The sequence below is a fragment of the Isoptericola sp. b408 genome (genome assembly GCF_030588085.1).
Lineage (GTDB): Bacteria > Actinomycetota > Actinomycetes > Actinomycetales > Cellulomonadaceae > Isoptericola > Isoptericola sediminis.
Genome location: NZ_JAUQYQ010000002.1, coordinates 292,133 through 317,846, shown reverse-complemented (window position 1 = coordinate 317,846; position 25,714 = coordinate 292,133). Strand labels below are relative to the sequence as shown.

The window sequence follows — 25,714 nt, the reverse complement described above, 5'->3', positions numbered from 1 at the left end:
ACCGCACGGTCCTCGCCCCTGACGTCGTCCTGGGCCCGGACACGCCGTCGCGGTCCGGTCACACGACGTCGGTCACCCGCCAGCCGTCCGGCGTCCACGCCAGGCGCAGCGTGTCGGTCCTCGGTTCACCGGCCGGCACGGTCACGGCCTCGCCGTCCGCGCCGACCTGGGTGTGCTCCTCGACGACGTAGCGCACGACGACCTCGGCCCGGTCCGGCGTCGGAGCCCCCGCCAGCCGCACGGACAGGACGGTGACCCGCGCGTCCACCAGCCGGGTCCCGGACGCCCTCGCACGCTCCAGCCACGCCGTGTCCGCCGCATGGGCGGGGGTGCCCGGCACCGCGACCTCCGCCACGTCGTGCTCCCCCGCCAGCAGCCCCGCGCGGCGCCGGGTCAGCTCGGCGGCGGCAGCGGCCGGGTCCTCCCGGTCGGTCGTCACCTGCCCGGCCCCCGTGCCGGCGCCCGGTGCCGGGCCGGCAGATGCCGCCACCGCGGCCGACGGCGTGCTCGGCGCCGCGGTGAACGCCAGCCCTCCAGCGACCAGCACGGCCACCGCGACGAGGACACCGGCGCCGGCCAGCGCCGGACGCCACACCGACGCCGGCCGGTGCCGTGCCGGGCCCCGAGCCCTCCCGGCGGGATGCGACCGCCGCGTCGCCCGGGTGCCGGGCACCGGCGCGGAACCGGCCCCGTCCTCACCGGGGCGCCGGGCCCGGCGGTGCCGCGGCTCGCCGTCCGAGGGGTCGGTCCCCGGACGCTGCCGGCCGCTCGCGAGCGCGGCGGCCGCGAGGGCCGCCGGTTCGGGCAGCCGCAGCGGTTCCGGGTCCAGCTCGTCGTGCACGCGCGCGGCGAGCGTCCCGGCCTCCGGACGGACGCGCGGGTCGTCGGCCAGCGCGGGGGCGAGGACGGCCCGCAGCGCGGTGTCCGTGTCCGACCCGGCCCGGGCGCACAGCGTCTCGACCAGCCGGGCCAGGGCGTGCACGTCCTCGCTCTCGGAGGCGGGGTTCGCGTCGTGCGGCGGCGTCAGCCGCGGCCGCAGCAGCACCCGGCCGTTCAGGTCGACGACGACGTCCCCGACGTCGAGGCCCCCGTGGACGACACCGGCGCTGTGCAGGGTCGCGAGCCCCTGGGCGAGGTCGGCCGCGAGCCCGGCGGCCTCGGGACCGTCGCACCGGCCCCGCACGGCGAGCACGGTGGCCAGGTCCGTCGCCGACGCGGCACCACGCGGCACGACCAACGCTCCGTCAGGACGGGCGACGGCGGCGCCGACGGGCTCGACGCGGGCGGCATCGATGTCGGCGAGCCGTCGCAACCGGTCCAGCAGGGCGTCGCGGGCAGCGGCGTCGGGCGGCACGGCGAGGACGGTGTCGGTCTGCACCAGGTCATGCAACACCCCGGGAGCACCCGCCCGCAGGCGTCGTCCACAGGCTTCGGGGCGACCAGCAGCGGGACGGCCCCGGGTCAGAGCTCGACGCGGCGCCCCTGGCGGGCGGCCACCCGGGCCGCGTCGAGCACCTCGGCGGTGCGTACCGCGTCGCCCGGGTCGACGGGTGCCGGTTCCTCCCCGTCGAGCCAGGGACCCAGCGCCCGGTAGAAGTCGGCGTGCCCGCCGGGTGCGGTCGGCACGGGGCGTCGCTCGCGGCCGCGGGTGAACCAGCCGTGCGTGCCCGCCGGGGCCTCGTCGTCGAACCGCTCGAGCGGGGAGGCGTCCTGCTCGAAGGTCGTGACCAGGTAGGCGCCCTCGCTGCCGAGGACCCGGGTGCGCGGGCCGGGCGCGGCGACGACGGAACCCGCCCAGAGCCGCGAGACGACGGGGTGCCGGCTGGCGGCGAGCCCGCCGCCGGCCTCGTGGGTCAGCACGAGGAAGACGTCGTCCTCCGTCGGCGTGGTCAGCGCTCGCAGCTGGGCCCACACGTCGGTCACCCGGCCGAAGAGCCGTGTGGCGGAGTCCACCAGGTGCGGTCCGAGGTCCAGCAGGAGGCCGCCGCCGTCGGGGTCGTTCTCCTTCCACCGCTTGCGCGGCACCGGCCGCCACCGCTCCCAGTGCCGTTCGAAGGTGTGCACGTCGCCCAGCTCGCCGCGCCCCAGCAGCGCGGCGAGCGTGAGCTGCTCGGGGTCCCAGCGGCGGTTGTGGAACACCGTGAACGGCGTGCCCGTGGCGTCCGCCTCGGCCGCCACGGCTCGCGCCTCGTGGGCGTCGACCCCGATGGGCTTGTCCAGCACGAACGGCACCCCGGCCCGGGCCAGCGCCGCCGCCTGCTTCGCGTGCAGCTGGCTGGGGCTGGCGACCACGACGACGTCGTAGGTCGAGCGGGCGGCCAGCAGGTCGTCGAGGTCGTCGTACAGCCGGGCACCGGGCCAGTCACCCGCGGCCTGGGTGCGGCGGCCCTGGTCGCGGGTGACGACACCGGTCACCGGGAGCCCGGCCTCGCGGGCCAGGGCCGCATGGATGCCCCGGCCCGCTCCCCCGTACCCGATGATGGCGACGCGTGGCGTGATCATGTGCCCATGGTGCCGGACCCCTGCTCGGCCGCCACCGGGCGACGCGCCAGTCGGGAGGGCCACCACGTGCGGTCGCCGATGTCGTGGACGAGCGCGGGCACGAGGAGGCTGCGCACCACGAGGGTGTCGATCAGCACGCCGAAGGCGACGATGAAGGCGAGCTGGGCGAGGAACGCCAGCGGGATGACCCCGAGGGCGGCGAACGTCGCCGCGAGCACGACGCCCGCCGAGGTGATCACCGACCCGGTGACCGCGAGCCCGCGCAGCACCCCCGGTCGGGTCCCGATCTTCAGGCTCTCCTCCCGCACCCGGGTCATGAGGAAGATCGAGTAGTCGACACCGAGCGCGACGAGGAACGCGAAGGCGTACAGCGGGACGCTGGGGTCGGTCGCGGGGAAGTCGAAGACGTTGTTGAACAGGATCGCCGAGATGCCGAGGGCGAACCCGAAGGACAGCACGTTGGCACCCATGAGGAGCGCGGCGGCCAGCACGGAGCGCAGCAGCAGCATGAGGATGAACAGGATGACGATCAGCACGACGGGCACGATGACGCGCAGGTCACGCTGACCGGCCTGCTGGGTGTCCAGGCGTTCGGCGGCCGCACCGCCGATGAGCGTGTCGGGCGAGACGCCCTCCACCGAGTCCCGGAGCGCCGCGACGGCCTCGGTGGCCTCCTGGCTGTCCGAGGGCGCGTCGGTGATGACGTCCACGCGGACCAGGCCGTCCACCACGAGCGCGTCGCCTCCGGCCGGCGCGCCCGGGGCCGGCGCCGGCTGGTCGGTCACCGGGGTCGCCTCCGAGACCCCTTCGGTGCTCTCCGCGGCCTCGACGACGGCATCGAGGTCTCCCTCGGGGGTGATGACGGTGACGGGCTGGGTGGAGACACCTTCGAAGTGGGCGGTGAGGACCTCCTCGCCGTCGACCGAGTCGACCTGGGTCAGGAACACCTCGGAGTCGCCCGTCCCGCCGGCGTTCAGCGTGGGCACGAAGGCGGCGCCGGCGAGGAGCACGAGCGCGGTGACGATCCAGACGGGCCGGTCGTGGCGACCGACGAAGCCGGCCGCACGCGACCAGAGCCCGTGCCCGGCGACCGCCGGGGTGTCGTCCTCGGCGCCGTGACGCCCACGGCCGGGCTTCGCCGGCTGCTCCGCGACGGGCGCGGACTCCGCGGCGGAGCCGTCGGCCGTCGCACCGGCCGGCACCCGGGGGATCCGGGGCCAGAACACCCAGCGGGCGCGGCGCCCGCCGACGAGCAGCAGGGCCGGCAGCAGCGTGAGCGCGGACAGGTACGCCGCGACGATGCCGATGGTGGCGACCGGACCCAGGCTCCGGTTGGACGACAGGTCGGACAGCAGCAGGCAGAGCAGACCGGCGATGACGGTGACCGCGCTGGCCGTGATGGGTTCGAACGACGCGCGGACGGCGCGGCGCAGGGCCGTGTAGGGCGACTGCAGCCGTCCCAGCTCCTCGCGGTACCTGGCCACGACGAGCAGGGAGTAGTCGACGGAGGCGCCGACCACGAGGATCGACAGGATGCCCTGGGACTGGCCGTTGAGGGTCAGCACGTCGTTCGCCGCGAGCTGGTAGACCGCCAGGCCCGCGAGGGACAGCGCGAGCACGGAGGTGAAGATGACGACGAACGGCAGGAACGGCGAGCGGTAGACCAGGGCCAGGATGATGAGCACGGCGCCGAGGGCGACCAGCAGCAGCACGGTGTCGATGGCGCCGAACGCGCTGGTGAGGTCCGCGATGAAGCCGGCCGGACCGGTGACCCAGGACTCGAGCCCGGAGTCGGCCAGACCGCCGTCGCCGGAGCCCTGCTCGGCGAGGTCGCGCATGGCCGTGACGGCGGCCTCGGCCACGCTGGCCTCCTCCTCGCCGATCGCCTCGTCGGCGAGCGAGGCGTCGAGGGAGACCAGCACCAGCACCGCCTCGCCGTCCTCGGAGGGGATGACCACCGGGTCGGCGATGCTGGCCTCCCCGACCGTGGCGGGCTCGTCGCCCGTGGCGCCCTCGAGCGGGGCGTCCGGCACGGCCTCGGCGTACGCCTGCGCGTCCTGGAGCTGCTCGGGGGTCAGCGTCGCGCCGTCACCGGCCTCGGCCACGAGGAGGGCGGGCAGCGTCGTGTCGTCGGTGAACTCGGCGGCGAGCTCGGCCGCACGGGTCGACTCGGCACTCTCGGGCAGGAACGCGGCGGAGTCGTTCTCCTGGACGCTGCTCAGGTTGCCCTGGGCCTGCCCTCCGAAGGCTCCGACGGCGAGCCAGACGCCGATCGCTGCAAGAATGACGAGACCGCGGGCGATGCCCGCCCACCTTTTACTCAGCATGCTGAGTATGATGGGGAATCGGAGGACATCACGCAAGTGAAGAACGAGACGCGCCGGCCCGGGGAGCCGGACCCCACGAGCGAGGAGCCGGGCCAGTGGCCCACGGGGCGGCTCCTCTTCACGGTCGCGCGCCGGATCGAGCAGGACTGGAACGCCCACCTGGCCACCTGGGACCTCAACCACGCCGGGCACCCCGTGCTCCTGCACCTCCTGGCCGGGCCGCTCACGCAGCGCGAGATCGCCTCGCGCAACGGCGTCACCGAGCAGACGATGAGCCGCATCGTCGCGCGCCTGGAGCGGTCCGGCTACGTCGTCCGCGCCGACGACCCGCGCGACCGACGCCGCCGGGCCGTGACCATCACCGACACCGGCCGGCGCGTCGCGCTGGAGGCCGCGCAGTTCCAGCCCGCCGAGGACCTCACCTCCCGCGGCCTCGACGAGGAGCAGGTCGCGACGCTGCGCGAGATCCTCGTGGACATGGTGCGCGCCCAGCGCGCGGAACCCGGCACCTCCGTGGGGCAGTAGGCTGCCGGGATGGACGTCGTCTCGCTGCCGGGCACCGTCGACTACCACGAGGCCTGGGAGCTCCAACGCCGAACGCACGCCGCCGTGCAGACCGGGGAGGACCCCGGTCGCCTCTTCCTGCTCGAGCACGACTCCGTCTACACCGCCGGACGCCGGACCCGCCGGGACGAGTACCCCACCGACGGCACCCCCGTGGTCGACGTCGACCGCGGCGGGAAGATCACCTGGCACGGCCCCGGCCAGCTCGTCGCCTACCCGATCGTGCCCCTGCGCTCCCCCGTCGACGTCGTGGTCTACGTGCGCACGCTCGAGGCCGCCGTCATGGACGTGTGCGCCGGTCTCGGCCTCGACCCGATCCGGGTCGAGGGACGCTCGGGGGTGTGGTTCGCGGCCGACGACGGCGGACCGGACGGCACGCCCCGCCGGGCCCGCAAGGTCTGCGCCATCGGAGCGCGCGTCGCCCGCGGCGTGACCATGCACGGCCTGGCCCTGAACTGCGACGCCGACCTGGCGGCGTTCGACGCGATCGTGCCCTGCGGCATCGACGACGCCGACGTCACCTCGCTGTCGGCCGAGACCGGGCGGCGGATCACCGTCGACGACGTGCGCGACGCCCTGACCGACGCCCTCCTGACCCACCTGACCCCGCTGGTGACCGAAGTCACCACCGCCCCCGTCGACGTCGCGCCGGAGCCGCGTGGCGCCGTCGTAGGCTGACAGACGTCGACGAAAGGGAACGACGCCGTGACCATCGCACCCGAGGGCCGCCGCCTGCTGCGCGTCGAGGCCCGCAACGCCGAGACCCCGATCGAGAAGAAGCCCGAGTGGATCAAGACCCGTGCGGTCATGGGCCCGGAGTACAAGGAGCTCAAGGGCCTGGTGAAGGGTGGTGGCCTGCACACCGTCTGCGAGGAGGCGGGCTGCCCCAACATCTTCGAGTGCTGGGAGGACCGCGAGGCGACGTTCCTCATCGGCGGTGACCAGTGCACCCGCCGCTGCGACTTCTGCCAGATCGACACCGGCAAGCCCGCCGCCTTCGACGCCGACGAGCCGCGCCGCGTGGCCGAGTCCGTCCGCGAGATGGGGCTGAAGTACTCCACCGTCACCGGTGTCGCCCGTGACGACCTGCCCGACGGCGGCGCCTGGCTGTACGCCGAGACGGTCCGCAAGATCCACGAGCTCAACCCCGGCACCGGCGTCGAGCTGCTCATCCCGGACTTCAACGCGATCCCCGAGCTGCTCGACCAGGTCAACGAGTCGCGCCCCGAGGTGATGGCGCACAACGTCGAGACCGTGCCGCGGATCTTCAAGCAGATCCGGCCCGCGTTCCGCTACGAGCGCTCCCTGTCGGTGCTGACGCGGGCGCGCGACGCGGGGCTGGTCACCAAGTCCAACCTCATCCTCGGCATGGGCGAGACGATCGACGAGGTGAAGTCCGCGCTGGACGACCTGCACTCCGCCGGGTGCGACCTCATCACGATCACCCAGTACCTGCGGCCGTCGGTGCGCCACCACCCCGTCGACCGCTGGGTGCGCCCCGAGGAGTTCGTCGAGCTGAGCGACTACGCCGAGGAGATCGGGTTCCTCGGGGTCATGGCCGGTCCGCTGGTGCGCTCCTCCTACCGGGCCGGGCGCCTGTGGGGCCAGGCGATGACGAAGCGCGGCCAGGCCGTGCCGGACTCCCTCGCTCATCTGACCGAACCGACCACCGCACGGCAGGAGGCGGCGAGCCTCGTCGCCCCGCGCGCCCAGTAGAATCGACCACCATGGCCCGCACGAAGTCCGACGCCGGCGAGCCCGCCGACGCGTCCACCAAGAAGCAGAAGAAGCCCAAGAAGCAGCGCTGGTACCACCAGGTGTGGTCGGCGTACCAGATGACCCGACGTCAGGACCCGCTGGTCACCTGGATCATGCTGGCGGTCTTCATCGGCATCCTCGCCGTGGCGCTGCTCATCGGCGCCCTGACCGACAACGTCATCTACGCCGGGATCATCGGGCTGCCGTTCGCCCTGCTCGCCGCGATGTTCGTCCTGACGCGCAAGGCGGAGCGCGCGGCGTACACCCAGATCGCCGGGCAGCCGGGTGCCGTCCGTGCCGCGCTGGGCACCGTCCGTGGCGGCTGGAACTTCGACGACGAGCCCGTGGCGGTCAACCGGCAGCAGGACCTCGTGTTCCGCGGCGTCGGGCGCCCCGGCGTCGTGCTGGTCTCCGAGGGGCCGTCGCACCGCGTGGAGCGGATGCTCGCCGACGAGCGCAAGCGCGCCGCGCGCATCCTGCCGAACGTCCCCGTCACGACCATCCAGGTGGGTGACGAGGAGGGTCAGGTCCCGCTGCCCAAGGTCGCCCGCAAGGTCCAGCGGATGAAGAAGCAGCTCACCCGCGCCGAGGCCGCGGAGGTCGGCAAGCGTCTCAAGTCCCTCGGCGGCATGCGCCTGCCGGTGCCCAAGGGCGTCGACCCGATGAACGCCCGCCCCGACCGCAAGGGCATGCGCGGGCGCTGACACCCCCTCCGGACCACCGTCGGGCGGCCGGGACCCTCATCGACGCACGATGACGGTCCCGGCCGCCTTGTCGTGCAGACCCCGGCCGTCGGTGTCCCAGACCACGGCCGGGATGACGAGGCACACCAGCACCGCGCGGATCGCCCCGCGCCCGAACCCGACCAGGTGCGGGCCCTCGACGCCGAGCCGGCGCACCTGCAGACCGAGCAGCCGGTGCCCGAGCGTCGTGCCGACCGTGCTGACCAGCAGCAGGTTCATGGCGAAGAAGATCGCCAGGGTCGCACCGGCGTCGTAGGAGAAGAACGCGTAGCTGATGGCGCCGGCGGCCGCCCAGTCCACGACGAGCGCCACGACGCGCCGCCCGATCCGGGCCGGCGACCCCGGCCCGGAGGTGGGCAGACCCAGGGAATCGGTCCCGGACGTCTCATCCCTCGGGACGCCCCGACCGGTCAACCACGACCCGAATTCCTCGCGCGACGGCATGAACACACTCTACGTCGGGGTTTCGGCCGTCTACGTAACGCGGACGAAACACCGGCGCTATGCAAGAGTAATGCCACGGCTCTAGCGTCGAGGGAGCCGAGCCACCTGGCACCGTCCCATCAAGGAGCGCATGCATGTTCACCAATGCCGAGGAGGCAATCGCCTTCACCCGCAACGAGGGGGTGGAGTTCATCGACGTCCGGTTCATCGACCTTCCGGGCGTCATGCAGCACTTCAACATCCCCGTCGCGCAGTTCGACGAGGACTCCTTCACCGAGGGCCTCATGTTCGACGGCTCCTCGATCCGCGGGTTCCAGGCGATCCACGAGTCGGACATGAAGCTCGTGCCGGACGTGAAGACCGCGTTCATCGACCCGTTCCGCAAGCGCAAGACGCTCGTGATGAACTTCTCGATCGTGGACCCGTTCACGGACGAGCCCTACGCCCGCGACCCGCGCAACATCGCCGCCAAGGCTGAGGCCTACCTCGCCTCCACCGGCCTCGCGGACACCGCGTTCTTCGCCCCCGAGGCGGAGTTCTACATCTTCGACGACGTCAAGTTCGGCACCTCGTCGCAGTCCGGCTTCTACAGCATCGACTCGGTCGAGGCCGCCTGGAACACCGGCCGCGACGAGGAGGGCGGGAACCTCGGCTACAAGACCCGCTACAAGGGTGGCTACTTCCCCACCTCCCCGGGTGACCGCTTCGCCGACCTGCGTGACGACATGGTCGCCACCCTCGGTCAGGTGGGCCTGGACGTCGAGCGTGCGCACCACGAGGTGGGCACCGCCGGCCAGCAGGAGATCAACTACAAGTTCAACACCCTGCTGCACGCCGCCGACGACCTGATGAAGTTCAAGTACGTCATCAAGAACGTCGGCTTCGAGGCCGGCAAGTCGGTGACGTTCATGCCGAAGCCGATCTTCGGCGACAACGGCTCGGGCATGCACTCCCACCAGTCCCTGTGGCTGAACGGCGAGCCGCTGTTCTACGACGAGAAGGGCTACGGCGGCCTGTCCGACATGGCCCGCTGGTACATCGGCGGTCTGCTCAAGCACGCCCCGTCGCTGCTCGCCTTCACCAACCCGTCGGCGAACTCGTTCCACCGCCTGGTGCCGGGCTTCGAGGCGCCGGTCAACCTGGTCTACTCGGCCCGTAACCGCTCGGCCTGCATCCGCATCCCGATCACCGGGAACTCGCCGAAGGCCAAGCGCGTCGAGTTCCGCGTGCCGGACCCGTCGAGCAACCCCTACCTCGCGTTCTCCGCGATGCTGCTCGCCGGCATCGACGGCATCAAGAACCGCATCGAGCCGCCGGCCCCGGTCGACAAGGACCTCTACGAGCTGCCCCCGGAGGAGCACGCGGAGATCGCCCAGGTCCCGAGCTCGCTCGAGGGCACGCTGAACTCCCTCGAGGCGGACCACGAGTTCCTCACCCAGGGCGACGTCTTCTCCGAGGACCTCATCGCCACCTGGATCGACTACAAGCGGACCAACGAGATCGACCCGATCCGTCTGCGCCCGCACCCGCACGAGTTCGAGCTGTACTACGACATCTGATCGTTCTCCCCGGTCACCAGGCGTGGCACGTCTCGACCTGACACGTCGGTGACCCGAGGACGTCACGCGGACGCCCTGGCCCCACCTTCCACGGTGGACGCCAGGGCGTCCTGCGTCATCGGAACGTCGGCTCGCGACCTTCCCGCATGGCTGCCATGGCCTCCAGCAGGTCGTCGCTGGCGAGGAAGGCCGAGTTCCAGGCTGCGACGTACCGCAGGCCGGCTTCAACGCGCGGACCACGCTCGGCGTCCAGCACATCCTTGATCCCGCGCATGGTCAGCGCGCTGTTGCGGGCGATGGTCGAGGCGAGCGCGTGGGCGGCAGCCATCAGTTCCTCGGAGCTCGGATAGACGTCGTTGACCAGGCCGATCCTCGCGGCGCGCTCGGCGGTGATGTCCTCGCCGGTCAGCGCGAGCTGGCGCAGGTGGCCGTCACCGATCACCCCCACGAGTCGCTGCAGACTTCCGAGGTCCGCCACGATCGCGAGCCTCGCCTCCTTGATGCTGAACGTCGCGTCCGCCGAGGCCACCCGGATGTCGCAGGCCGCGGCCAGGTCGACGCCCCCGCCCAGGCACCATCCCTCGATGGCGGCGATCGTGGGCTTGCGGCACGAGGCGACGGCGGTCATGGCCGCCTGCCAACGCCTGACCGTGGCGTGAACCTGCTGCCGCGTGTCGGCGTCGTCCTTGCTGAGGAAGTGGCCGAACATCCCCGCCACCGCCGCGATGTCGAGCCCGTAGGAGAAGTTTCCGCGCGTGCCCCGCAGCACGATCGCCCGCGCCTCGTCGTCCTGGTCGAGCTCGACGAACGTGTCGTGCAGCTCCGTGAAGAACTCCGGATCCATGACAGGTTTCCCGTCCCGTCCGGCAAGCTCGACGGTGACGACTCCGCCGTCCCGCGTGAGGTCGAAGCGTGCGTCGGTCACAGTGGTGCCCTCGTTTCTCGGGGGGTGTGGGAGCTGATTCCTGGGTCCGAGCCCGCGAGCCGTACGCGCAGCGCCTCGGCGACCGTGTCGAGCGCTGCCCGATCGGCGACCCGGTCCGGTGCGGAGACGACCACCCCGTCACCGGCCACGCGCGGGATCACGTGCAGGTGCGAGTGGAACACCGACTGCTGCGCGTCACGCCCCTGCGCCGGCAGGTCCGTGATGGCCTCGTGGTGCTCGACCGAGGCCTCGAGGTCACCGTTCACGATCCGGCAGAAGAGGCAGTCGTTCTCCATCGTCGACACGGGGACAAGGTACCGGTCGGGACGGCACCGCCGGGACGCACCGACCCGGGTGCGAGTCACGACGGACACGCCCACTATCCGAGGACCACCAGGTTCGAGACCAGGAGGCGCAGTGAGCACGGCGGACCTCTCCAGCCTTCCCCTGGAGGACCTTCTCGAGGAGCTGGGGGCCACCCCGTCCGGCTTGACCACCGCGGAGGCCACGGAGCGGCTGGACCGGTACGGGGCCAACGAGATCATCGAACGACGGAAGAACCCACTGCTCGTGCTGGCCGGGTACTTCTGGGGTCCGATCCCCTGGATGATCGAGGCCGCCCTGGTGCTCTCCCTCGTCCTCGGCAGCTGGTCCGACGCGGTGATCATCGGGGTGCTGCTGGCCATGAACGGGGCGGTGGCGTTCAGCGAGGAGCACCAGGCGACGCGGGCGATCGAAGCGCTCCAGGAGCGGCTCGCGACGTCGGCCCGGGTCCGCCGGGACGGGGTGTGGACCACGGTGCCGGTCCGCGAGGTCGTGCCCGGCGACGTGGTCCGCCTCCGCCTCGGCGACGTCGTGCCCGCCGACGTCCGGCTCCTGGAGGACGCCGAGCTCCATGTCGACCAGTCGGCGCTCACCGGCGAGTCGCTCCCCGTGACCCGGGGGCAGGGTGACGCCGCGTGGTCCGGCTCGGTGATCACGCGCGGCGAGGCGGACGCGGTGGTCTACGCCACCGGTGAGGACAGCTACTTCGGCCGGACCGCGACGCTGGTCGAGAGCGCCGGGGTGGTCAGCCACTTCCAGCGCGCGGTGCTGCGGATCGGCCGGTACCTCATCGTCATCGCGGTCACCCTGGTCACGCTGACGTCGGTCGTCGCGCTGCTGCGCGGCAACGACCTCGCCGAGATCCTCCAGTTCGCCCTGGTGGTCGTCATCGCGTCCGTGCCCGTCGCGCTCCCGGCCGTGCTGTCGGTGACGATGGCGGTCGGCGCCCGCGCGCTCGCCCGCCGCCAGGCCGTCGTCAGTCACCTGCCGGCCGTCGAGGAGCTCGGCGGGATCGACGTGCTGTGCTCGGACAAGACCGGGACCCTGACCAGGAACCGGCTCGCCGTCGGCGACCCGTGGTGCGCCTCCGGCGTCGGACCGGCGGAGCTGCTCGAGGCCGCCGCCGTGGCCTCGCGCGCCGAGGACCAGGACCCGATCGACCTCGCCGTCCTCGCCGCCGCCGAGCACCCGGACGAGACCTCGGCCGGTCGGCTGCTGCACTTCACCCCGTTCGACCCGGTGGGCAAGCGCACCGAGGCCACCGTGCGGCAGGAGGACGGCCGCACCTTCCGGGTCAGCAAGGGAGCCCCGCAGATGATCGCCGCGCTGTGCGGCGACGACCCGGCCGTGGCGGAGTCCGCCCGGCAGGTGGACGACTTCGCCCGGCGCGGGTACCGCTCCCTGGCCGTGGCCCGCACCGACGGGGCCGACCGCTGGCATCTCCTCGGGGTGCTGCCGCTCGCGGACCCGCCGCGGGAGGACTCCCGGGAGACGATCGACGCCGCCCGCGACCTCGGGATCGAGGTCAAGATGGTCACCGGGGACCAGGTGGCCATCGGGGCGGAGATCGCCCGGCAGGTCGGGCTCGGCGACCGGATCCTGCCGGCGTCCGCGCTGGGCGACGAGGACACCCCCGAGGACACCCGGGCGCGGCTCGTGGCCGAGGCGGACGGGTTCGCCGAGGTGTTCCCCGAGCACAAGTACCGCATCGTCGAGCTGCTGCAGCGCCGCGGCCGCATCGTGGCGATGACCGGCGACGGTGTCAACGACGCCCCCGCGCTCAAGCAGGCCGACGCCGGGATCGCGGTCTCCGACGCGACCGACGCCGCCCGATCGGCCGCCGACGTCGTGCTGATGGCCCCCGGCCTGTCGGTGATCGTCGACGCCATCCGCATGGCGCGGGAGATCTTCGCGCGGATGACCAGCTACGCGACGTACCGCATCGCCGAGACGATCCGGGTGCTGCTGCTCATCACGCTGGCCATCGTGTTCCTCGACTTCTTCCCCGTGACGGCCGTGATGATCGTCCTGCTCGCCGTGCTCAACGACGCGGCCATCCTGACGATCGCCTACGACCACGTCCGCGGCTCGGACCGCCCCGCGCGCTGGCGCATGGGGTCCGTGCTGACGGTCGCCACCGCGCTCGGGCTCGCCGGTGTCGTGGCGTCGTTCCTGCTGTTCCTCTTGGCGGACCTCGCGCTGGACCTCGACCGCGAGCTGATCCAGACGCTGATCTACCTCAAGCTGTCCGTGGCCGGGCACCTGACGATCTTCGTCACCCGCACCCGCGGCCCGTTCTGGTCGCGTCCGGCGCCGGCACCGGTGCTGGTGGCCGCCGTGCTGGGCACCCAGGCGATCGCCACCGTGATCGCCGCGACCGGGTTCCTCATGGCCCCGATCGGCTGGGCCGGTGCCGGACTCGTCTGGGCCTACGCCCTGCTGTGGTTCCTCGTCAACGACCGGGTCAAGCTCGCCGCCCACGCGCTGGTGGACCGCCGGGCGGCTCGGCGCGCAGCTCGCGACCGAGTGACCCTGCTCCGCGCCGAGGGCTGACCCCGGGCCGCGAGCGGTCCGCAGCGACCGCACGCGGTCCTGGGCATACTGAGGTCATGAGGCGCCTGGCCGCGCTCGTCATCGCCTGGGCCGTCCTGACCGCGTGCACCGGACAGGAGCCCGGTTCGTCGGTGTCCGTCGGGGACGACGTCGTCGGGGCTGCCGACGCCGCGGTCGCGCCCGACGTTCCGACCGTGCACTGGTTCTGGGCGCCGTGGTGCCCCACCTGCCAGGCCCCGGACCCGCACCTGTCCGGACTGGCGGAGCAGCACGCGGACCAGCTCGCCGTCATCGCCTTCGAGGGCCCCGACGGCCTCGAGACCATCGAGGTGGCCGCCCGGGTGGTCCCGCACGTCACCTACGTCGTCGGCTCCGAAGGCACGCTGTGGCAGCAGCGCGAGGTCACGGGCATGAGCACCTACACGGTCTTCGGACCGGACGGCGAGGTCCTCGACGAGGGCCACCTCGGTCAGACCGACCTGGCCGAGCTCGTGGCGGGGCTGGCGGAGGAGCACGGCCACGCCCCGGACGTCACGGTCCCGAACCGGTCCGCGATCAGCGCCGGCTGACGGTGCCGAACCGGCGGGCGACGGGGGCCAGGAAGAGCGGACGCAGGAGGGCGGCCGCCCCGGCGATCACCACGACCGCCGCGACGAACAGCCAGAAGCCGACCCAGCTCACCTCGTCCCGGGCGGCGAACATGTGGTTGAGGTTGCGCAGCGCCCCCGTGGCGAAGACCAGGGAGACGTGGACGACGGTGAACGCGACGAAGTACAGCATCACCGGGAAGTGGATCCGCCGCGCGACCTCCACGGGGAACAGGCGGTCCCGCCGGGGCCGCGAGGGCCAGGAGACGCTCATCCGCACGCCGGTGGCGATCGCCAGCGGGGCGGCGACGAACACCGTGGTGAAGTAGGCCAGCTGCTGGAGGCTGTTGTAGTGCACCCACCCGTTGTCCGTGGGCCAGCTCAGCGACAGGTACTGCAGACCCGCGGACACCGCGTTCGGGAACACGCTCCAGTCCGTCGGCACGATCCGCACCCACTGCCCCGTCGCGAACAGCAGCACGACGTAGAGCACGCCGTTGGCGACCCAGAAGACGTCCAGCGCCTGGTGGGCCCAGGACATGATGCTGATGCGCTCCTGCGGTGCGGCCCGCCGGGCCCAGTACGCCGCCGGCCGCTGCTGCCGGCGCACCATCCAGCCGGTGCGCACGATCAGCACCAGCAGGAACACGTTGAAGAAGTGCTGCCAGGAGAGCCAGGCGGGGATGCCCACCGGGGAGCCCTCGGGGAGCGGGTAGTCGCCGGGATAGGTGGTCAGGAAGCCCTGCACCGGTTCCAGGTGCACCAGCCACCGCGCGACCAGGACGGCGGCACCGACCAGGACGACGGCACCGGCCACCAGGACGAGGGCACGACCGGCCCAGCGCGGCGGCCGAGGCCGGGCGGCCGGGAGCTGCTCGTCCTCGGCGGCCGTGCCCGTCTGCTGGGCAGCGGACGGCGCGTGGTCCGCCCCGACGAGCGGCGGCGTGGCCGGCTCGGGCACGGGCTCCGGCTCCGGCTCCGGCGGGCGATAGGCCCACGCCGGCGCCATGCCCGCTGGGGGCCACGCCTCTCCCCCGGGCACCCGGGGCAGGCCGCGGCGCAGGGGGACGCCGTCGAGGGCGGTCTCTGGCGAGGTCGGCACGGCGGGCGACCCTGTGGATGCCTCCGCGGGCGCCCACGCAGCGGTCACCGCCTCCGAGCGCTCGACGGTCCCGGTGGCCACGGAGGCCTCCGGAACGACCGTGGTACCCGCCACCGCGGACGCGTGGGCAGGGGCCTCGCCGGCCGGGGGCCACGGTGGGCCCCCCGGGCGGCGCGGCAGTCCTCGCCGCAGGGCGGTCATGCGTTCCTCCGCACCTCGAGGGCGGCGACGAGCCGGGGCACGACCTCGAACACGTCGCCGACCACGCCGAAGTCCGCGATCTCGAACAGGGGGGCGTCGGCGTCCTTGTTCACGACGACGATCGTCTGAGCCGTCTGCATCCCGGCGCGGTGCTGGATGGCGCCGGAGATGCCCAGGGCGACGTACAGCCGGGGCGACACCGACACGCCGGTCTGGCCCACCTGGGCCGACGACGGGGCGTACCCGTTGTCGACCGCGACCCGCGACGCGCCGACGGCGGCGCCGAGGGCGTCTGCGAGTCGCTCGACCAGCTCGAAACCCTCTGCGGAGCCCAGACCCCGACCGCCGGAGACGACCTTCTCGGCCCCGCGCAGCGCGGGGCGGGACGACGTCACCTCGACGGGTTCGACCGCCACGATCTCGGCGCCGGGGATCCCCGACTCGGTGACCGCGAGCTCCTCGACGGAGGCGTCGGGGACGGCGGACGCACGGTCGTCGATCTCCCCCACGCGCAGCGTGACGACCGGTGCGCCGAACGTGGCGGCCGCGTCGACCAGGTAGGTGCCGCCGTAGACCGAGTGGCGGGTGACGATCCCCTCCTCGTCGCGCGAGACGCCGACGGCGTCGACCGCGAGCGCCGACCGCGACCGGACGGCGTAGCGGGCGGCGGCCTCCCGGCCGTCCACCGAGTGCGCGGCGAGCACGGCGGCGGGGCGGACGCGCTCCGCGGCGGCCGCGAGGGCGTCGACGCGGGGCACCCCGAGGGCCTTGACGGGCGCGGAGACGGTCAGCACGCGCCGTGCTCCCAGCGCGGCGGCCGCCGCGGCCTCGGTGTCGGCGTCGGGTCCGAGGATCAGCGCCACGGGGCTGCCGAGCGTGGCGGCCGCGCCGAGCAGCTCGGCGCTGGAGCCCGCGAGGGCGCCGTCGGGGTCGCGGTCGAGCAGCACCAGGATCGGCGCGTCGTGGACGGTCATGGTCGTGTCCCCCTTCATGCCAGCCGGTTCTCGACCAGGAAGTCCGCCAGCCGTTCGGCGGCGTCGCCGCTGTCCACGATCTTGGTCCCCGCCGTGCGCGGGGGACGTTCCGAGACGGCGATCATGATCGAGCGGGCGGCGTCGGCGGGCTCGGGGTCGACGCCGAGGTCGGCCGCGGAGACGGTCTCGATGGTCTTCTTCTTGGCGGCGATGATCCCCTTGAACCCGGCCAGGCGGGCCTCGGGCAGCGCCTCGGTGACGGACAGGACCGCCGGCAGAGGTGCGCCGACACGCACGGCGGCACCGTCGGAGGCACGCACCCCGGTGACCTCGGTGTCCGAGAGGTGCACCTCGGACAGCGCCGTGGCGGCGGGAACGGCGAGAAGCTCGGCGACCGCCGCCGGCACCGCTCCCCCGGACCCGTCGGTGGACGCGTCCCCGGCCAGGACCACGTCGAAGCCCACGTGCTGGACCGCCGCAGCCAGGATCTCGGCGGTGAGGACGACGTCGGCGCCGACGAGTCGCTCGTCGACCACTCGCAGAGCGGACGTGGCGCCGAGGGCGAGGGCCTTGCGCAGGCTGGTGACGCCGGCCTCCGGGGTCATCGCGACGGCCACGATCTCGGTGTCGGGGTGGTCGTCGGCATGGCGGAGCGCGACCTCCAGGGCACGCTCGTCGATCTCGTCGAGGACCAGGTCGGCGGTGGCACGGTCGGCCAGCCCCGTCTCGAGCGACAGCGTGCGGTCCACGTAGGTGTCCGGCACCACCTTCACCAGCACGGCGATCCTCATGGTCCTCCTTCTGCCGGGCTCCCTGGCGCGATGCTTAACCTCGGTTCAATCCCTGGACCTGACGGCGAGAGATCTTCGCCGGGACCAGCAGCGCGCCAGCGACGTTTCTAATACGCTATAGAAAGACGGAGGTCGAGATCAAGGATGATCGGAGACGACATGAGCCAGATCTTCGGGCCGCGCTCCCTCTACGAGGAGGAGCACGAGCAGCTGCGCGAGATGGTGCACGACTTCGTGGAGCAGAACGTCCGCCCCCACGTCGAGCGGTGGGAAGGCGAGGGCCGGGTCGACCGCAAGCTGTTCACCCAGGCCGCCGAGGCAGGGATCCTGGGCCTCGGCATCCCGGAGGAGTACGGCGGCGGCGGATCGGACGACTTCCGCTTCAACGCCGTCGTCGGCGAGGAGCTCTCCCGCCACCCGGTGTCGGACGGCGTGGCCAACATCCCCCTGGCGAACGACGTCGTCATCCCGTACTTCACCGACCTGACGAACGACGAGCAGAAGCAGCGCTGGCTGCCCGGGATCGCGGCCGGGGAGAGCCTCGTCGCCGTGGCGATGACCGAGCCCGGCGCCGGCAGCGACCTCGCCGGGATCCGCACGTCGGCCGTGCGCGACGGCGACGACTACGTCGTCGACGGATCCAAGACGTTCATCTCCAACGGGCAGGACGCCGACCTCGTCGTCACGGTCGTGCGCACCGGACCGGACCCGCACCGGGGGCTGAGCCTGCTCGTGATCCCCGCCGACTCCCCCGGGTTCTCCCGCGGCCGCCTGCTGGAGAAGATCGGCCTGCACACCCAGGGCACCAGCGAGCTCGCGTTCGAGGGCGTCCGCGTGCCGGCGGCGAACCTGCTCGGCCCCGAGGGGTCCGGCTTCGCGAGCCTCATGCACAACCTGCCGCAGGAACGCGTCTCCATCGCCGCCGCCGCCGTCGCCGCCAGCGAAGGCGTGCTGGAGCGGACCCTCGAGTACGTCAAGCAACGGCACGCGTTCGGCCAGCCCATCGGCTCGTTCCAGAACACCCGCTTCGAGCTGGCCGACATGGTCACCGCCGTGCGGGCCACCCGGGCCTACATGGACGCCTGCCTCGTCCAGCACAACGCCGGTCGGCTCAGCGCGGAGGACGCCGCCGGGGCCAAGTTCCTGGCCACCGAGCAGTACGTCGACGTCGTCGACCGCTGCCTGCAGCTGTACGGCGGCTACGGGTACATGCGCGAGTACCGCATCGCCCGGGACTACGAGGACGCCCGCGTCACCACCATCTACGGCGGCACGACCGAGATCATGAAGGAGATCGTCGGCCGCGGCCTGGGGCTGTGAGGATCCCGTCGCCGAGGCACTCGTCCACCACGCGGTCCCCCGGGGCGCGGAGCGCCGGGTCGGTCACGTCCCGGCGCCGTGCCGGATCATCCCCTGCGCGGTGGCCACCAGGTCGTCGAGCGACCGGGTCCGCGGGTTCCACCACTCGACGACCCAGTTCATGGCGCCGAGCAGCAGGAGCCGGAGGATGTTGATGTCGAGGTCGGCCCGCACCTCCCCCGCCTGCTGGGCGGCCACGAACAGGTCCCGCCACAGGTGGGTGTACTGGGCCTCCTCGGCGGCCGGCCGGACCCGGAGCTGCTCGGGGACGTGCCCGGCGTTGCGGACCGAGGCGGTCGCGTAGTCCGACAGCTGCAGCTCGAACCGCAGGTGCGCCTCGACGGCGACCATGAGGCGGTCCATCGCCGAGGCGTCCTCCGGCACGGCGGCCAACCGCTCCTCGACGTGGAGCCGGACGCGGTGCGCCCCGACCCACATCACCTCCTCGACGAGCTCGTCACGGGAGGCGAAGTAGTAGTAGATCGCCGGTGCCTGCACGCCGGCCACGGCCGCGACGTCCGCGAGACGTGTGCCGGCGTAGCCCTTGCGCGACAGCACCTCGGCGGCCGCGTCGAGGATCCGCTGCCGGGTCTGCGCCGACTTCGACGCCGCGCGCGACGGGGCAGGCTCGGTCACGTCCATCCCTCGATTCTAAGCCAGATTAGAGAATCGCCCGGGTTGCGGGCGCCCGGACCTGGCCGCCGGGTCGGGACGGCGGGTCGCCGTCGCGCACGGATGCGTGCCGGGTGGCGGCGACCTACGGTGACGGCAGACCGGCGGTGGACGGCCGGTGATCTCGAGGGGGAGAACCATGGCACGCTTCATGTTCGTCTACCACGCGCCGATGACGCCGGACGACGCCACGCCGCCGACAGCCGAGGAGACACAGGAGGTCATGGGCCGCTGGATGGCCTGGGCCGACCAGGTCGGGGAACGGATGATCGACTTCGGCACGCCCCTCGCCGGTGGCGTCCAGGTCACCCCGGACGGCGAGCGGCCGAGCACCCAGGACGTGGCGGGCTACACGATCCTGGAGGCCGACGACATGGACGCCGCGGTCGCCCTGGCGCGCACGCACCCGCACCTGCAGATGCCGGGCGGGTGCACGATCGAGGTCCACGAGGCCCAGCCCCTGCCCGGGATGTAGCCGACCGACCAGCTGCGACCGGCCATGATCACCGCGGGCATCGATCTGTCGGCGAACCCTCGCAAGACCGGCGTGGCGACGATCGAGTGGTCCGACGACGATGCCCGGGTCACCGCGCTGGCCGTCGGGGAGCACGACGACGCCGCGCTCTGCGACGTCGTCCGGGCGGCCGCGACCACCGGGATCGACTGCCCGATCGGCTGGCCCGACGCGTTCGTCGACTACGTCGTCGCCCACCGCGACGGCGGGCACGACCTGGTGATCCCCGAGACGCGTCGCCCTCTCACCTACCGGGCCACCGACCTGCACGTCTGGCAGCGCACCGGCGTGCGCCCGCTCGCGGTCTCCGCCGAGCGGATCGGCGCCGCGGCGATGCGCTGCGCGGCGATCCTCGCGATGCTCACGCGGTCCGGGACCGTCGTCGACCGCGCCGGCGACGGGCCGGTGATCGAGGTCTACCCCGCGGCGGCCCTGAAGATCTGGGGGCTGCCCCACCGCGGGTACAAGGGCCGCGACCCGCAGTCGTCCCGCGCCCGCGCGGACCTCGTCGACCACCTGGCGATCGCGTTCCCGTGGCTCGACCTCGACACCTTCGCGCCGCTGTGCCGCGACACCGACGACGCCCTCGACGCCGTGCTGTGCGCCGTCATCGCCGGACTGGCCCGGCAGGGCCGCTGCGAACCCGTGCCCGCCGACCTGCGCGACCTGGCGTCCCGGGAGGGCTGGATCGTGCTGCCCCGTGCCGGACACGACTGACGCCTCACCGGCCGCGGCGGCTCGGCGCGACGGCCCGGCTCAGCGCGGCAGCTCCCCCAGCACCGCCGCCAGGTCGACGACGGACGCGACCTCCCGGTCCGCCGGGCCGAAGTGGTCCGGGTAGACGGCGCCGGTGCGGTTGACCCACGCGGTCTGCAGACCGGCGCGACGCGCCCCTTCGACGTCCCAGGGATGCACGGCGACGAGGACCGCCCGCTCGGCGGCGACGCCGGTGGCCGCCAGCGCATGAGCGTACGCGCGGGCGTCGGGCTTCCAGGCGTCCGCCTCGCCGACCGCCAGGTAGTCCTCGATCACCCCGCCCGCCGCGGTGTCGGCGAGCAGGGCGCGGGCCACGTCCGCGGACCCGTTGCTCAGCGTCACGATCCGGCAGCCCTGCTCCGCCAGGGCCAGGAGCCCCGGGACGACGTCGGGGTGCGGGGACAGGGCGACGAACCGTCCCAGGACCTGCTGGGCACCCTCGGACGGATCGGGGTGGCCGGCCGCCGTCAGGCGAGCGCGGAGCAGCGCGCCGCCGATCTCCGCGAACGACGGGTTGTCACCGAGCATGCCGAGCGCGAAGGCGTCCCGGAGCACGCCGGCGAACCAGGCCTCCACGTCGCCCGGCTCCAGGCCGACGTCACCGAAGGCGTCGGCCAGCGGCGCCAGGTCGGACAGGGTCTCGTTGACGTCGAGGACGACCAGGTCGGGACGTGGGAGCGACATCCCCCTACCGTCGCCCGGGTCGCCGGTTCCAGCAATCCGACGGGCCGGGCGGACTCAGTGCTCGTCGTGCCGGCTCGTGCCCGTCCCCGCTGACTCGCCACCCTGTGCCCCTGACCCGGCGTCCGGGTCGCGGTCGACGGCGGGACGCTCACCGGCGGGCGTGTCGTGGGCGTCGCGCGCGTCGTGGTCGTCGCCGAACGGCAGCACGTGCATCACGGCCACCGCGACCGCGCCGACGACCAGCCCGATGAGGGCCGAGCACAGCGTGTTGAAGCACCAGGCGAGGAACCCGCCGATGCCCGGGACCGCCGCGGCGATCGCCTCCTCGCCGTGGTGCACCAGGTCGTACAGCCCGTGCCAGCCGAGCTCGTCGACCCCGACCAGCAGGATGTGCCCGCCGACCCAGAGCATCGCCACCGTGCCCACCACCGAGATCGTGGCCAGCACCTTGGGCATCCCGGTCACCAGGGCGCGCCCGACCCGGCGCGACACGTCGGACTCGCGCTGCGCGAGCGCCAGCCCGACGTCGTCCATCTTCACGATGAGGGCCACGGCGCCGTAGACGATCACGGTGATGACGAGAGCCACGACGAGCAGGATCACCAGCCGGGACCAGAACCCCTCGTCGGCGACCTCGTCGAGGGCGATGACCATGATCTCCGCGGACAGGATGAGGTCGGTGCGGATCGCCCCGGACACCATCGTCTTCTCGGCCTCGGGCCCGACCGCAGCGGCCGGCCGGTCGTGGTCGGTGTGCCCGCGCACCCGGCGCCAGATCTTCTCCGCACCCTCGAACGCCAGGTAGGTGCCGCCGAGCATGAGGATGGGTGTCAGCAGCCACGGCAGCCACTCGCTGAGCACCAGCGCGATCGGCAGGATGATGAGCACCTTGTTGCGGATCGAGCCCCACGCGATCTTCTTGATGATCGGCAGCTCGCGCTCGGCCGCGACCCCGTGCACGTACTGCGGCGTCACGGCCGTGTCGTCGACGACCACGCCGGCCGCCTTGGCCGTGGCCCGGCCGGCCGCCGCCCCGACGTCGTCCAGCGAGGCCGCCGCCAGCTTCGCGATGGCCGCGACGTCGTCGAGGAGCCCGAGCAGCCCGGCGCTCATGCGATCCCCTCCCCGGCTCCGGTCGGACGGGGAGCGGACGCCGGCGCGGCGGGCGTCGACAGGAGGCGCAGGTGCATGGGCCTATCGTGCCCCAGACCGTGTCAGTCGTCGCCGTAGACGAGCCGCTCCATCACCGTGCGGGCGCGTCGTGCGGTGCGCAGGTACAGCTCCTCCAGCTCCTGGCCGGTGTCGACGTCGCCGAGCAGCCGCGCCAACCCGGTCAGCGCCCAGGCGTCCGCCGGGAGCACGTCCGCGCGCAGGCCGCCGACCTTGCCGGACCACAGCACCAGGGCGGACCGCAACCGGGACGCGAGCAGCCAGGCGTCGAGCAGGTACTCGGCCTCCTCGGCCTCGACGAGTCCGGCCCCCTCGGCCGCGGCCAGCGCCGCGACCGTCTCGGTGGTGCGCAGCCCCGGCACCTCGTGCGCGTGCTGGAGCTGCAGGAGCTGGACCGTCCACTCGACGTCGGACACTCCCCCGCGCCCCAGCTTGAGGTGGCGGCTCGGATCGGTGCCCCGTGGCAGCCGTTCGGACTCGACGCGGGCCTTGATGCGCCGCACCTCGCGCAGCTTGGGCTCGGCGAGCCCACCGGGCGGGTAGCGCAACGGGTCGACGACGGCGTCGAAGCGCTCGGCCAGGTCCACCGCCGTGCCGGTCGCGCCGGCCACGGGGCGGGCGCGCAGCAGGGCCTGCTGCTCCCACACGCTCGCCCACCGCTCGTAGTACTCGGTGTACGAGGCCATCGTGCGCACCAGCGGCCCCTGCCGCCCCTCGGGACGCAGGTCGGCGTCCACCGGCAGCGGGGGCTCGGGTCCGACGGCGGAGAGCAGCTTCTGCAGCGTGCGCGCGGTGAGCTCGGCGAACGCCTTGGCCTGCTCGGGGTCGGCGTCGGGCAGCGGGTCGTGCACGAACAGGACGTCGGCGTCCGAGCCGTAGCCCATCTCCCGTCCGCCGAGGCGACCCATGGCGACCACGAGCATGCGGGTGGGGTTCGCCGCCGGGTCGGGTCCCAGCCCCATCTGGTCCCGGGCGGCGAACTCGGCCACGCGCAGGCCGCCGACGACGACCATGTCCGCGGCGTCGGAGATCGCCGCCTGGGCCTGCACGGGCCCGAGCACGCGGAGCACCTCGCCGGCGCCGGTCCGGGCGAGCTCGCGGCGCCGCAGGGCGCGCAGCCGGGTCGCCGCCGGACCGGGGTCGTCCGCCCGGGTCAGGACGGCGTCCGCCTCCGCGGCGAGCCGCTCGGGACCGCGGGGTTCCAGCCGAGAGGTGTCGGCGAGCCACTGCACCGACTCCGGTGAGCGGGCCAGCGCCTCGGCGAGGTACCGCGAGGAGGACAGCAGGTGGGCCAGGTGGTAGGCGGCGTTCCCGGAGTCGCGCAGCAGCCGCAGGTACCAGGGCGTGGCGCCGAGGTTCTCGGACAGCTTGCGGAAGTCCAGCAGGCCCGCGTCGGGGTCGGAGCCCTCGGCGAACCAGCCGAGCATCACCGGCAGGAGCTGGCGCTGCAGCTTGGCCCGGCGTGAGGTGCCCTCGGTGAGGGCCACGACGTGCCGCATCGCCCCGTCCGGGTCGCGGTAGCCGATCGCCGCGAACCGGGCGCGCGCGGCGTCCGGGGCGAGCGAGAGCTCGTCCTCCGAGAGCTGCGCCCACGCCGGCAGCAGCGGGCGGTAGAAGACGGCCTCGTGCAGGGCACGGACCTCGCGCCGGGTGGCCCGCCAGCGCTGGCGCAGGTCCTCGGCGCCCTGGCCGCGCATGCCCAGCGACCGGGCGAGGCGCCGCAGGTCCTCGTCCTCGGTCGGCAGCAGGTGCGTGCGCTTGAGCCCGAAGAGCTGGACCCGGTGCTCCAGGGACCGCAGGAACCGGTAGCAGGCGCCCATGCGCAGGGCGTGCTCACGCCCGACGTACCCCCCGTCCGCGAGCGCGGACAGTCCGGCCAGCGTGTTGCCGTCGTGGATGGCGTCGTCGGTGCGGCCGTGCACGAGCTGCAGGAGCTGGACGGTGAACTCGACGTCCCGCAGCCCGCCCTTGCCGAGCTTGATCTGCCGGTCGGCCTCGGCGTTGGGCACGTGCGCCTCGACGCGGCGCCGCATCGCCTGGGCGTCCTCGACGAAGTGGTCCCGGTTGGCGGCCGCCCAGACGAACGGGTCGACGGCCTCGCGGTAGGCCGCGCCGAGCGCGGCGTCCCCCGCCACCGGGCGGGCCTTGAGCAGGGCCTGGAACTCCCACGTCTGGGCCCAGCGCTCGTAGTAGGCGACGTGGCTGGCCAGGGTGCGCACCAGCGGCCCCTGCTTGCCCTCGGGACGCAGCGCCGCGTCGACCTCCCACAGCGCCGGTTCGAGCGAGGTGCCGCCGCACACCTTCTGCAGCCGGGTGGCGAGCTGCGTCCCGATCCGCATCGCCCCGGACTCGTCCAGGACGGGCTCCCCGGCCTCGTCGGTGGCGGGTTCGCACACGTAGACGACGTCGACGTCGGAGACGTAGTTGAGCTCGCGACCGCCGGTCTTGCCCATCCCGATCACCGCGAGGCGGGCCCCGGCGCCGTGGTCGGGGAGCTGGGAGCGCGCCACCGCCAACGCCGCCTCCAGCGCGGCGGCGGCCAGGTCGGCCAGCGCGGCGCCGACGTCCGGCAGCGTGGCCGAGGGGTCCGGCGCGGTCAGGTCCGTGGCGGCGATGCGCAGCAGCCGTTCGCGGTAGGCGCGCCGCAGCGCGTCCGTGGCGGTGGGGGCGTCCCGGTCGGGCCACCCCGGCGTGTCGGCGCCCTCGGGCTCCAGGGCCGCGACGGGATCCGCCGACTCCGGGTCGGCGCCGACGGCGCGCAGGAGCTCCGCCCGCACGTCCCGCGGGTCGGCCCCGAGCCCGCCGTCGCCGTCGCCCAGCACGTCCAGGAGCGCGGGACGGCGGACGATCTCGTCCGCGAGCGCCGTCGACGCGCCGAGGACGGCGAGCAGCCGTCCCCGGGCCACGCCCTCGCCCGAACGCTGGTCCGCCGCGAGCAGCCGTTCGACGGTCTGCTGCGCGGCGGGCACCGAGGCCAGCCGCACGAGGTGCAGCAGCGCGAGGTCCGGGTCGGCCGTGACCCCGAGGGCCTGCAGCACGCCGTCGTCCCCGCCCGCGTCGGCGGGGAGGCGGCGCTGCAGCGCGGCGTCCTGCCAGAGCGTGGCCGACCGGGTCAGGTCGGCGAACCCTGCCCGGAGCAGCCTCCGGGTCGGGGTCTGCGGTCTACCGGTGCCGGAGGTCGTCGGGCTCACCTCTCGACCCTATC

23 protein-coding genes are annotated in these 25,714 nt (G+C 73.5%); 10 read left to right on the top strand and 13 right to left on the bottom strand.

Annotation, left to right across the window (positions count from 1 at the left end):
• Positions 1–58: 58 nt before the first annotated feature.
• The 3 genes from Q6347_RS07110 to Q6347_RS07100 form a co-directional block, all read right to left on the bottom strand.
• Complete coding sequence (locus tag Q6347_RS07110) at positions 59–1,378, bottom strand: hypothetical protein (RefSeq protein ID WP_304607014.1); 1,320 nt, start codon at positions 1,376–1,378, stop codon at positions 59–61.
• Between the two features lie 83 nt (positions 1,379–1,461).
• Positions 1,462–2,502: a Gfo/Idh/MocA family oxidoreductase gene (locus Q6347_RS07105; protein ID WP_304604222.1), complete on the bottom strand. Its 1,041-nt coding sequence runs from the start codon at positions 2,500–2,502 to the stop codon at positions 1,462–1,464.
• Positions 2,499–4,829 carry an MMPL family transporter gene (locus tag Q6347_RS07100; RefSeq protein WP_304607013.1) on the bottom strand — a complete coding sequence of 777 codons (2,331 nt, stop codon included), beginning with the start codon at positions 4,827–4,829 and terminating at the stop codon, positions 2,499–2,501. Before Q6347_RS07100 ends, Q6347_RS07105 begins: the two co-directional genes overlap by 4 nt.
• A gap of 36 nt (positions 4,830–4,865) precedes the next feature.
• Here Q6347_RS07100 and Q6347_RS07095 point away from each other — a divergent pair, with 36 nt between their 5' ends.
• From Q6347_RS07095 to Q6347_RS07080, 4 genes are read left to right on the top strand one after another with little or no spacing between them, the layout of a single operon-like run.
• Entirely contained in the window at positions 4,866–5,354 is a 489-nt protein-coding gene (locus Q6347_RS07095; protein WP_171248057.1) for a MarR family winged helix-turn-helix transcriptional regulator, read from the top strand.
• A gap of 9 nt (positions 5,355–5,363) precedes the next feature.
• Entirely contained in the window at positions 5,364–6,071 is a 708-nt protein-coding gene (gene lipB, locus Q6347_RS07090) for a lipoyl(octanoyl) transferase LipB (RefSeq protein ID WP_304604224.1), read from the top strand.
• A 27-nt stretch (positions 6,072–6,098) separates the two neighbouring features.
• Positions 6,099–7,109, top strand: a complete 1,011-nt coding sequence (lipA, locus tag Q6347_RS07085) for a lipoyl synthase (protein ID WP_304604225.1) — start codon at positions 6,099–6,101, stop codon at positions 7,107–7,109.
• An 11-nt stretch (positions 7,110–7,120) separates the two neighbouring features.
• The gene (locus Q6347_RS07080) at positions 7,121–7,855 is read left to right on the top strand and encodes a DUF4191 domain-containing protein (RefSeq protein WP_171248054.1); all 735 of its coding nucleotides are present in this window, start codon (positions 7,121–7,123) and stop codon (positions 7,853–7,855) included.
• 36 nt (positions 7,856–7,891) lie between these two features.
• Here Q6347_RS07080 and Q6347_RS07075 read toward each other — a convergent pair whose 3' ends face one another.
• Complete coding sequence (locus Q6347_RS07075; protein ID WP_171248053.1) at positions 7,892–8,338, bottom strand: RDD family protein; 447 nt, start codon at positions 8,336–8,338, stop codon at positions 7,892–7,894.
• 134 nt (positions 8,339–8,472) lie between these two features.
• Here Q6347_RS07075 and glnA point away from each other — a divergent pair, with 134 nt between their 5' ends.
• Positions 8,473–9,897: a type I glutamate--ammonia ligase gene (gene glnA / locus Q6347_RS07070; protein ID WP_171248052.1), complete on the top strand. Its 1,425-nt coding sequence runs from the start codon at positions 8,473–8,475 to the stop codon at positions 9,895–9,897.
• Between the two features lie 115 nt (positions 9,898–10,012).
• On the opposite strand, the gene Q6347_RS07065 is transcribed toward glnA, so the two are convergent.
• Both Q6347_RS07065 and Q6347_RS07060 read right to left on the bottom strand, forming a co-directional pair.
• The gene (locus tag Q6347_RS07065; RefSeq protein WP_304604226.1) at positions 10,013–10,822 is read right to left on the bottom strand and encodes a crotonase/enoyl-CoA hydratase family protein; all 810 of its coding nucleotides are present in this window, start codon (positions 10,820–10,822) and stop codon (positions 10,013–10,015) included.
• Complete coding sequence (locus tag Q6347_RS07060) at positions 10,819–11,127, bottom strand: HIT family protein (protein WP_304607012.1); 309 nt, start codon at positions 11,125–11,127, stop codon at positions 10,819–10,821. The genes Q6347_RS07065 and Q6347_RS07060 overlap by 4 nt, the downstream gene beginning before the upstream one ends.
• Before the next feature lie 112 nt (positions 11,128–11,239).
• Here Q6347_RS07060 and Q6347_RS07055 point away from each other — a divergent pair, with 112 nt between their 5' ends.
• Complete coding sequence (locus Q6347_RS07055; RefSeq protein ID WP_304607011.1) at positions 11,240–13,699, top strand: plasma-membrane proton-efflux P-type ATPase; 2,460 nt, start codon at positions 11,240–11,242, stop codon at positions 13,697–13,699.
• A gap of 56 nt (positions 13,700–13,755) precedes the next feature.
• A complete protein-coding gene (locus tag Q6347_RS07050) occupies positions 13,756–14,268 on the top strand; it encodes a thioredoxin domain-containing protein (RefSeq protein WP_304604230.1) in 513 nt (170 codons plus the stop codon).
• Here Q6347_RS07050 and Q6347_RS07045 read toward each other — a convergent pair.
• The 3 genes from Q6347_RS07045 to Q6347_RS07035 all read right to left on the bottom strand — a co-directional run bounded on the left by Q6347_RS07045 (position 14,255) and on the right by Q6347_RS07035 (position 17,354).
• Positions 14,255–15,388: a cytochrome b/b6 domain-containing protein gene (locus Q6347_RS07045; protein WP_304607010.1), complete on the bottom strand. Its 1,134-nt coding sequence runs from the start codon at positions 15,386–15,388 to the stop codon at positions 14,255–14,257. The two genes, Q6347_RS07050 and Q6347_RS07045, sit on opposite strands and share 14 nt — an antisense overlap.
• A 197-nt stretch (positions 15,389–15,585) precedes the next feature.
• Complete coding sequence (locus tag Q6347_RS07040; protein WP_304607009.1) at positions 15,586–16,563, bottom strand: electron transfer flavoprotein subunit alpha/FixB family protein; 978 nt, start codon at positions 16,561–16,563, stop codon at positions 15,586–15,588.
• Between the two features lie 14 nt (positions 16,564–16,577).
• Positions 16,578–17,354, bottom strand: a complete 777-nt coding sequence (locus tag Q6347_RS07035; protein ID WP_304607008.1) for an electron transfer flavoprotein subunit beta/FixA family protein — start codon at positions 17,352–17,354, stop codon at positions 16,578–16,580.
• 159 nt (positions 17,355–17,513) lie between these two features.
• Here Q6347_RS07035 and Q6347_RS07030 point away from each other — a divergent pair, with 159 nt between their 5' ends.
• Complete coding sequence (locus tag Q6347_RS07030) at positions 17,514–18,674, top strand: acyl-CoA dehydrogenase family protein (protein ID WP_304604233.1); 1,161 nt, start codon at positions 17,514–17,516, stop codon at positions 18,672–18,674.
• A gap of 63 nt (positions 18,675–18,737) precedes the next feature.
• On the opposite strand, the gene Q6347_RS07025 is transcribed toward Q6347_RS07030, so the two are convergent.
• On the bottom strand, positions 18,738–19,355 hold the full coding sequence (locus tag Q6347_RS07025) for a TetR/AcrR family transcriptional regulator (RefSeq protein ID WP_304604234.1): 618 nt from the start codon (positions 19,353–19,355) through the stop codon (positions 18,738–18,740).
• Between the two features lie 169 nt (positions 19,356–19,524).
• On the opposite strand from Q6347_RS07025, the gene Q6347_RS07020 reads away from it, so the two are divergent.
• A complete protein-coding gene (locus Q6347_RS07020; protein ID WP_171248044.1) occupies positions 19,525–19,860 on the top strand; it encodes a YciI family protein in 336 nt (111 codons plus the stop codon).
• Positions 19,861–19,884: 24 nt separating this feature from the next.
• Positions 19,885–20,616: a DUF429 domain-containing protein gene (locus tag Q6347_RS07015; RefSeq protein ID WP_304607007.1), complete on the top strand. Its 732-nt coding sequence runs from the start codon at positions 19,885–19,887 to the stop codon at positions 20,614–20,616.
• A gap of 39 nt (positions 20,617–20,655) precedes the next feature.
• Here the strand turns inward: Q6347_RS07015 and Q6347_RS07010 are convergent, their stop codons facing one another.
• The 3 genes from Q6347_RS07010 to Q6347_RS07000 all read right to left on the bottom strand — a co-directional run bounded on the left by Q6347_RS07010 (position 20,656) and on the right by Q6347_RS07000 (position 25,700).
• Positions 20,656–21,339 (bottom strand): haloacid dehalogenase type II, encoded by a 684-nt coding sequence (locus Q6347_RS07010; RefSeq protein ID WP_304607006.1) that lies wholly within the window; start codon positions 21,337–21,339, stop codon positions 20,656–20,658.
• Positions 21,340–21,393: 54 nt separating this feature from the next.
• Entirely contained in the window at positions 21,394–22,452 is a 1,059-nt protein-coding gene (locus Q6347_RS07005; RefSeq protein WP_304607005.1) for a DUF808 domain-containing protein, read from the bottom strand.
• 101 nt (positions 22,453–22,553) lie between these two features.
• Positions 22,554–25,700, bottom strand: a complete 3,147-nt coding sequence (locus Q6347_RS07000; protein WP_304607004.1) for a bifunctional [glutamine synthetase] adenylyltransferase/[glutamine synthetase]-adenylyl-L-tyrosine phosphorylase — start codon at positions 25,698–25,700, stop codon at positions 22,554–22,556.
• Between the last annotated feature and the right edge of the window lie 14 nt (positions 25,701–25,714).

Coding starts and splice junctions, on each gene's coding strand:
- lipB (WP_304604224.1), top strand. CDS start 5,364: ATGGACGTCGTCTCGCTGCCGGGCACCGTCGACTACCACGAGGCCTGG.
- Q6347_RS07050 (WP_304604230.1), top strand. CDS start 13,756: ATGAGGCGCCTGGCCGCGCTCGTCATCGCCTGGGCCGTCCTGACCGCG.
- Q6347_RS07005 (WP_304607005.1), bottom strand. CDS start 22,452: ATGAGCGCCGGGCTGCTCGGGCTCCTCGACGACGTCGCGGCCATCGCG.
- Q6347_RS07075 (WP_171248053.1), bottom strand. CDS start 8,338: ATGCCGTCGCGCGAGGAATTCGGGTCGTGGTTGACCGGTCGGGGCGTC.
- Q6347_RS07010 (WP_304607006.1), bottom strand. CDS start 21,339: ATGTCGCTCCCACGTCCCGACCTGGTCGTCCTCGACGTCAACGAGACC.
- Q6347_RS07080 (WP_171248054.1), top strand. CDS start 7,121: ATGGCCCGCACGAAGTCCGACGCCGGCGAGCCCGCCGACGCGTCCACC.
- Q6347_RS07030 (WP_304604233.1), top strand. CDS start 17,514: ATGAGCCAGATCTTCGGGCCGCGCTCCCTCTACGAGGAGGAGCACGAG.
- Q6347_RS07035 (WP_304607008.1), bottom strand. CDS start 17,354: ATGAGGATCGCCGTGCTGGTGAAGGTGGTGCCGGACACCTACGTGGAC.
- glnA (WP_171248052.1), top strand. CDS start 8,473: ATGTTCACCAATGCCGAGGAGGCAATCGCCTTCACCCGCAACGAGGGG.
- Q6347_RS07040 (WP_304607009.1), bottom strand. CDS start 16,563: ATGACCGTCCACGACGCGCCGATCCTGGTGCTGCTCGACCGCGACCCC.
- Q6347_RS07020 (WP_171248044.1), top strand. CDS start 19,525: ATGGCACGCTTCATGTTCGTCTACCACGCGCCGATGACGCCGGACGAC.
- Q6347_RS07100 (WP_304607013.1), bottom strand. CDS start 4,829: ATGCTGAGTAAAAGGTGGGCGGGCATCGCCCGCGGTCTCGTCATTCTT.
- Q6347_RS07025 (WP_304604234.1), bottom strand. CDS start 19,355: ATGGACGTGACCGAGCCTGCCCCGTCGCGCGCGGCGTCGAAGTCGGCG.
- Q6347_RS07105 (WP_304604222.1), bottom strand. CDS start 2,502: ATGATCACGCCACGCGTCGCCATCATCGGGTACGGGGGAGCGGGCCGG.
- Q6347_RS07015 (WP_304607007.1), top strand. CDS start 19,885: ATGATCACCGCGGGCATCGATCTGTCGGCGAACCCTCGCAAGACCGGC.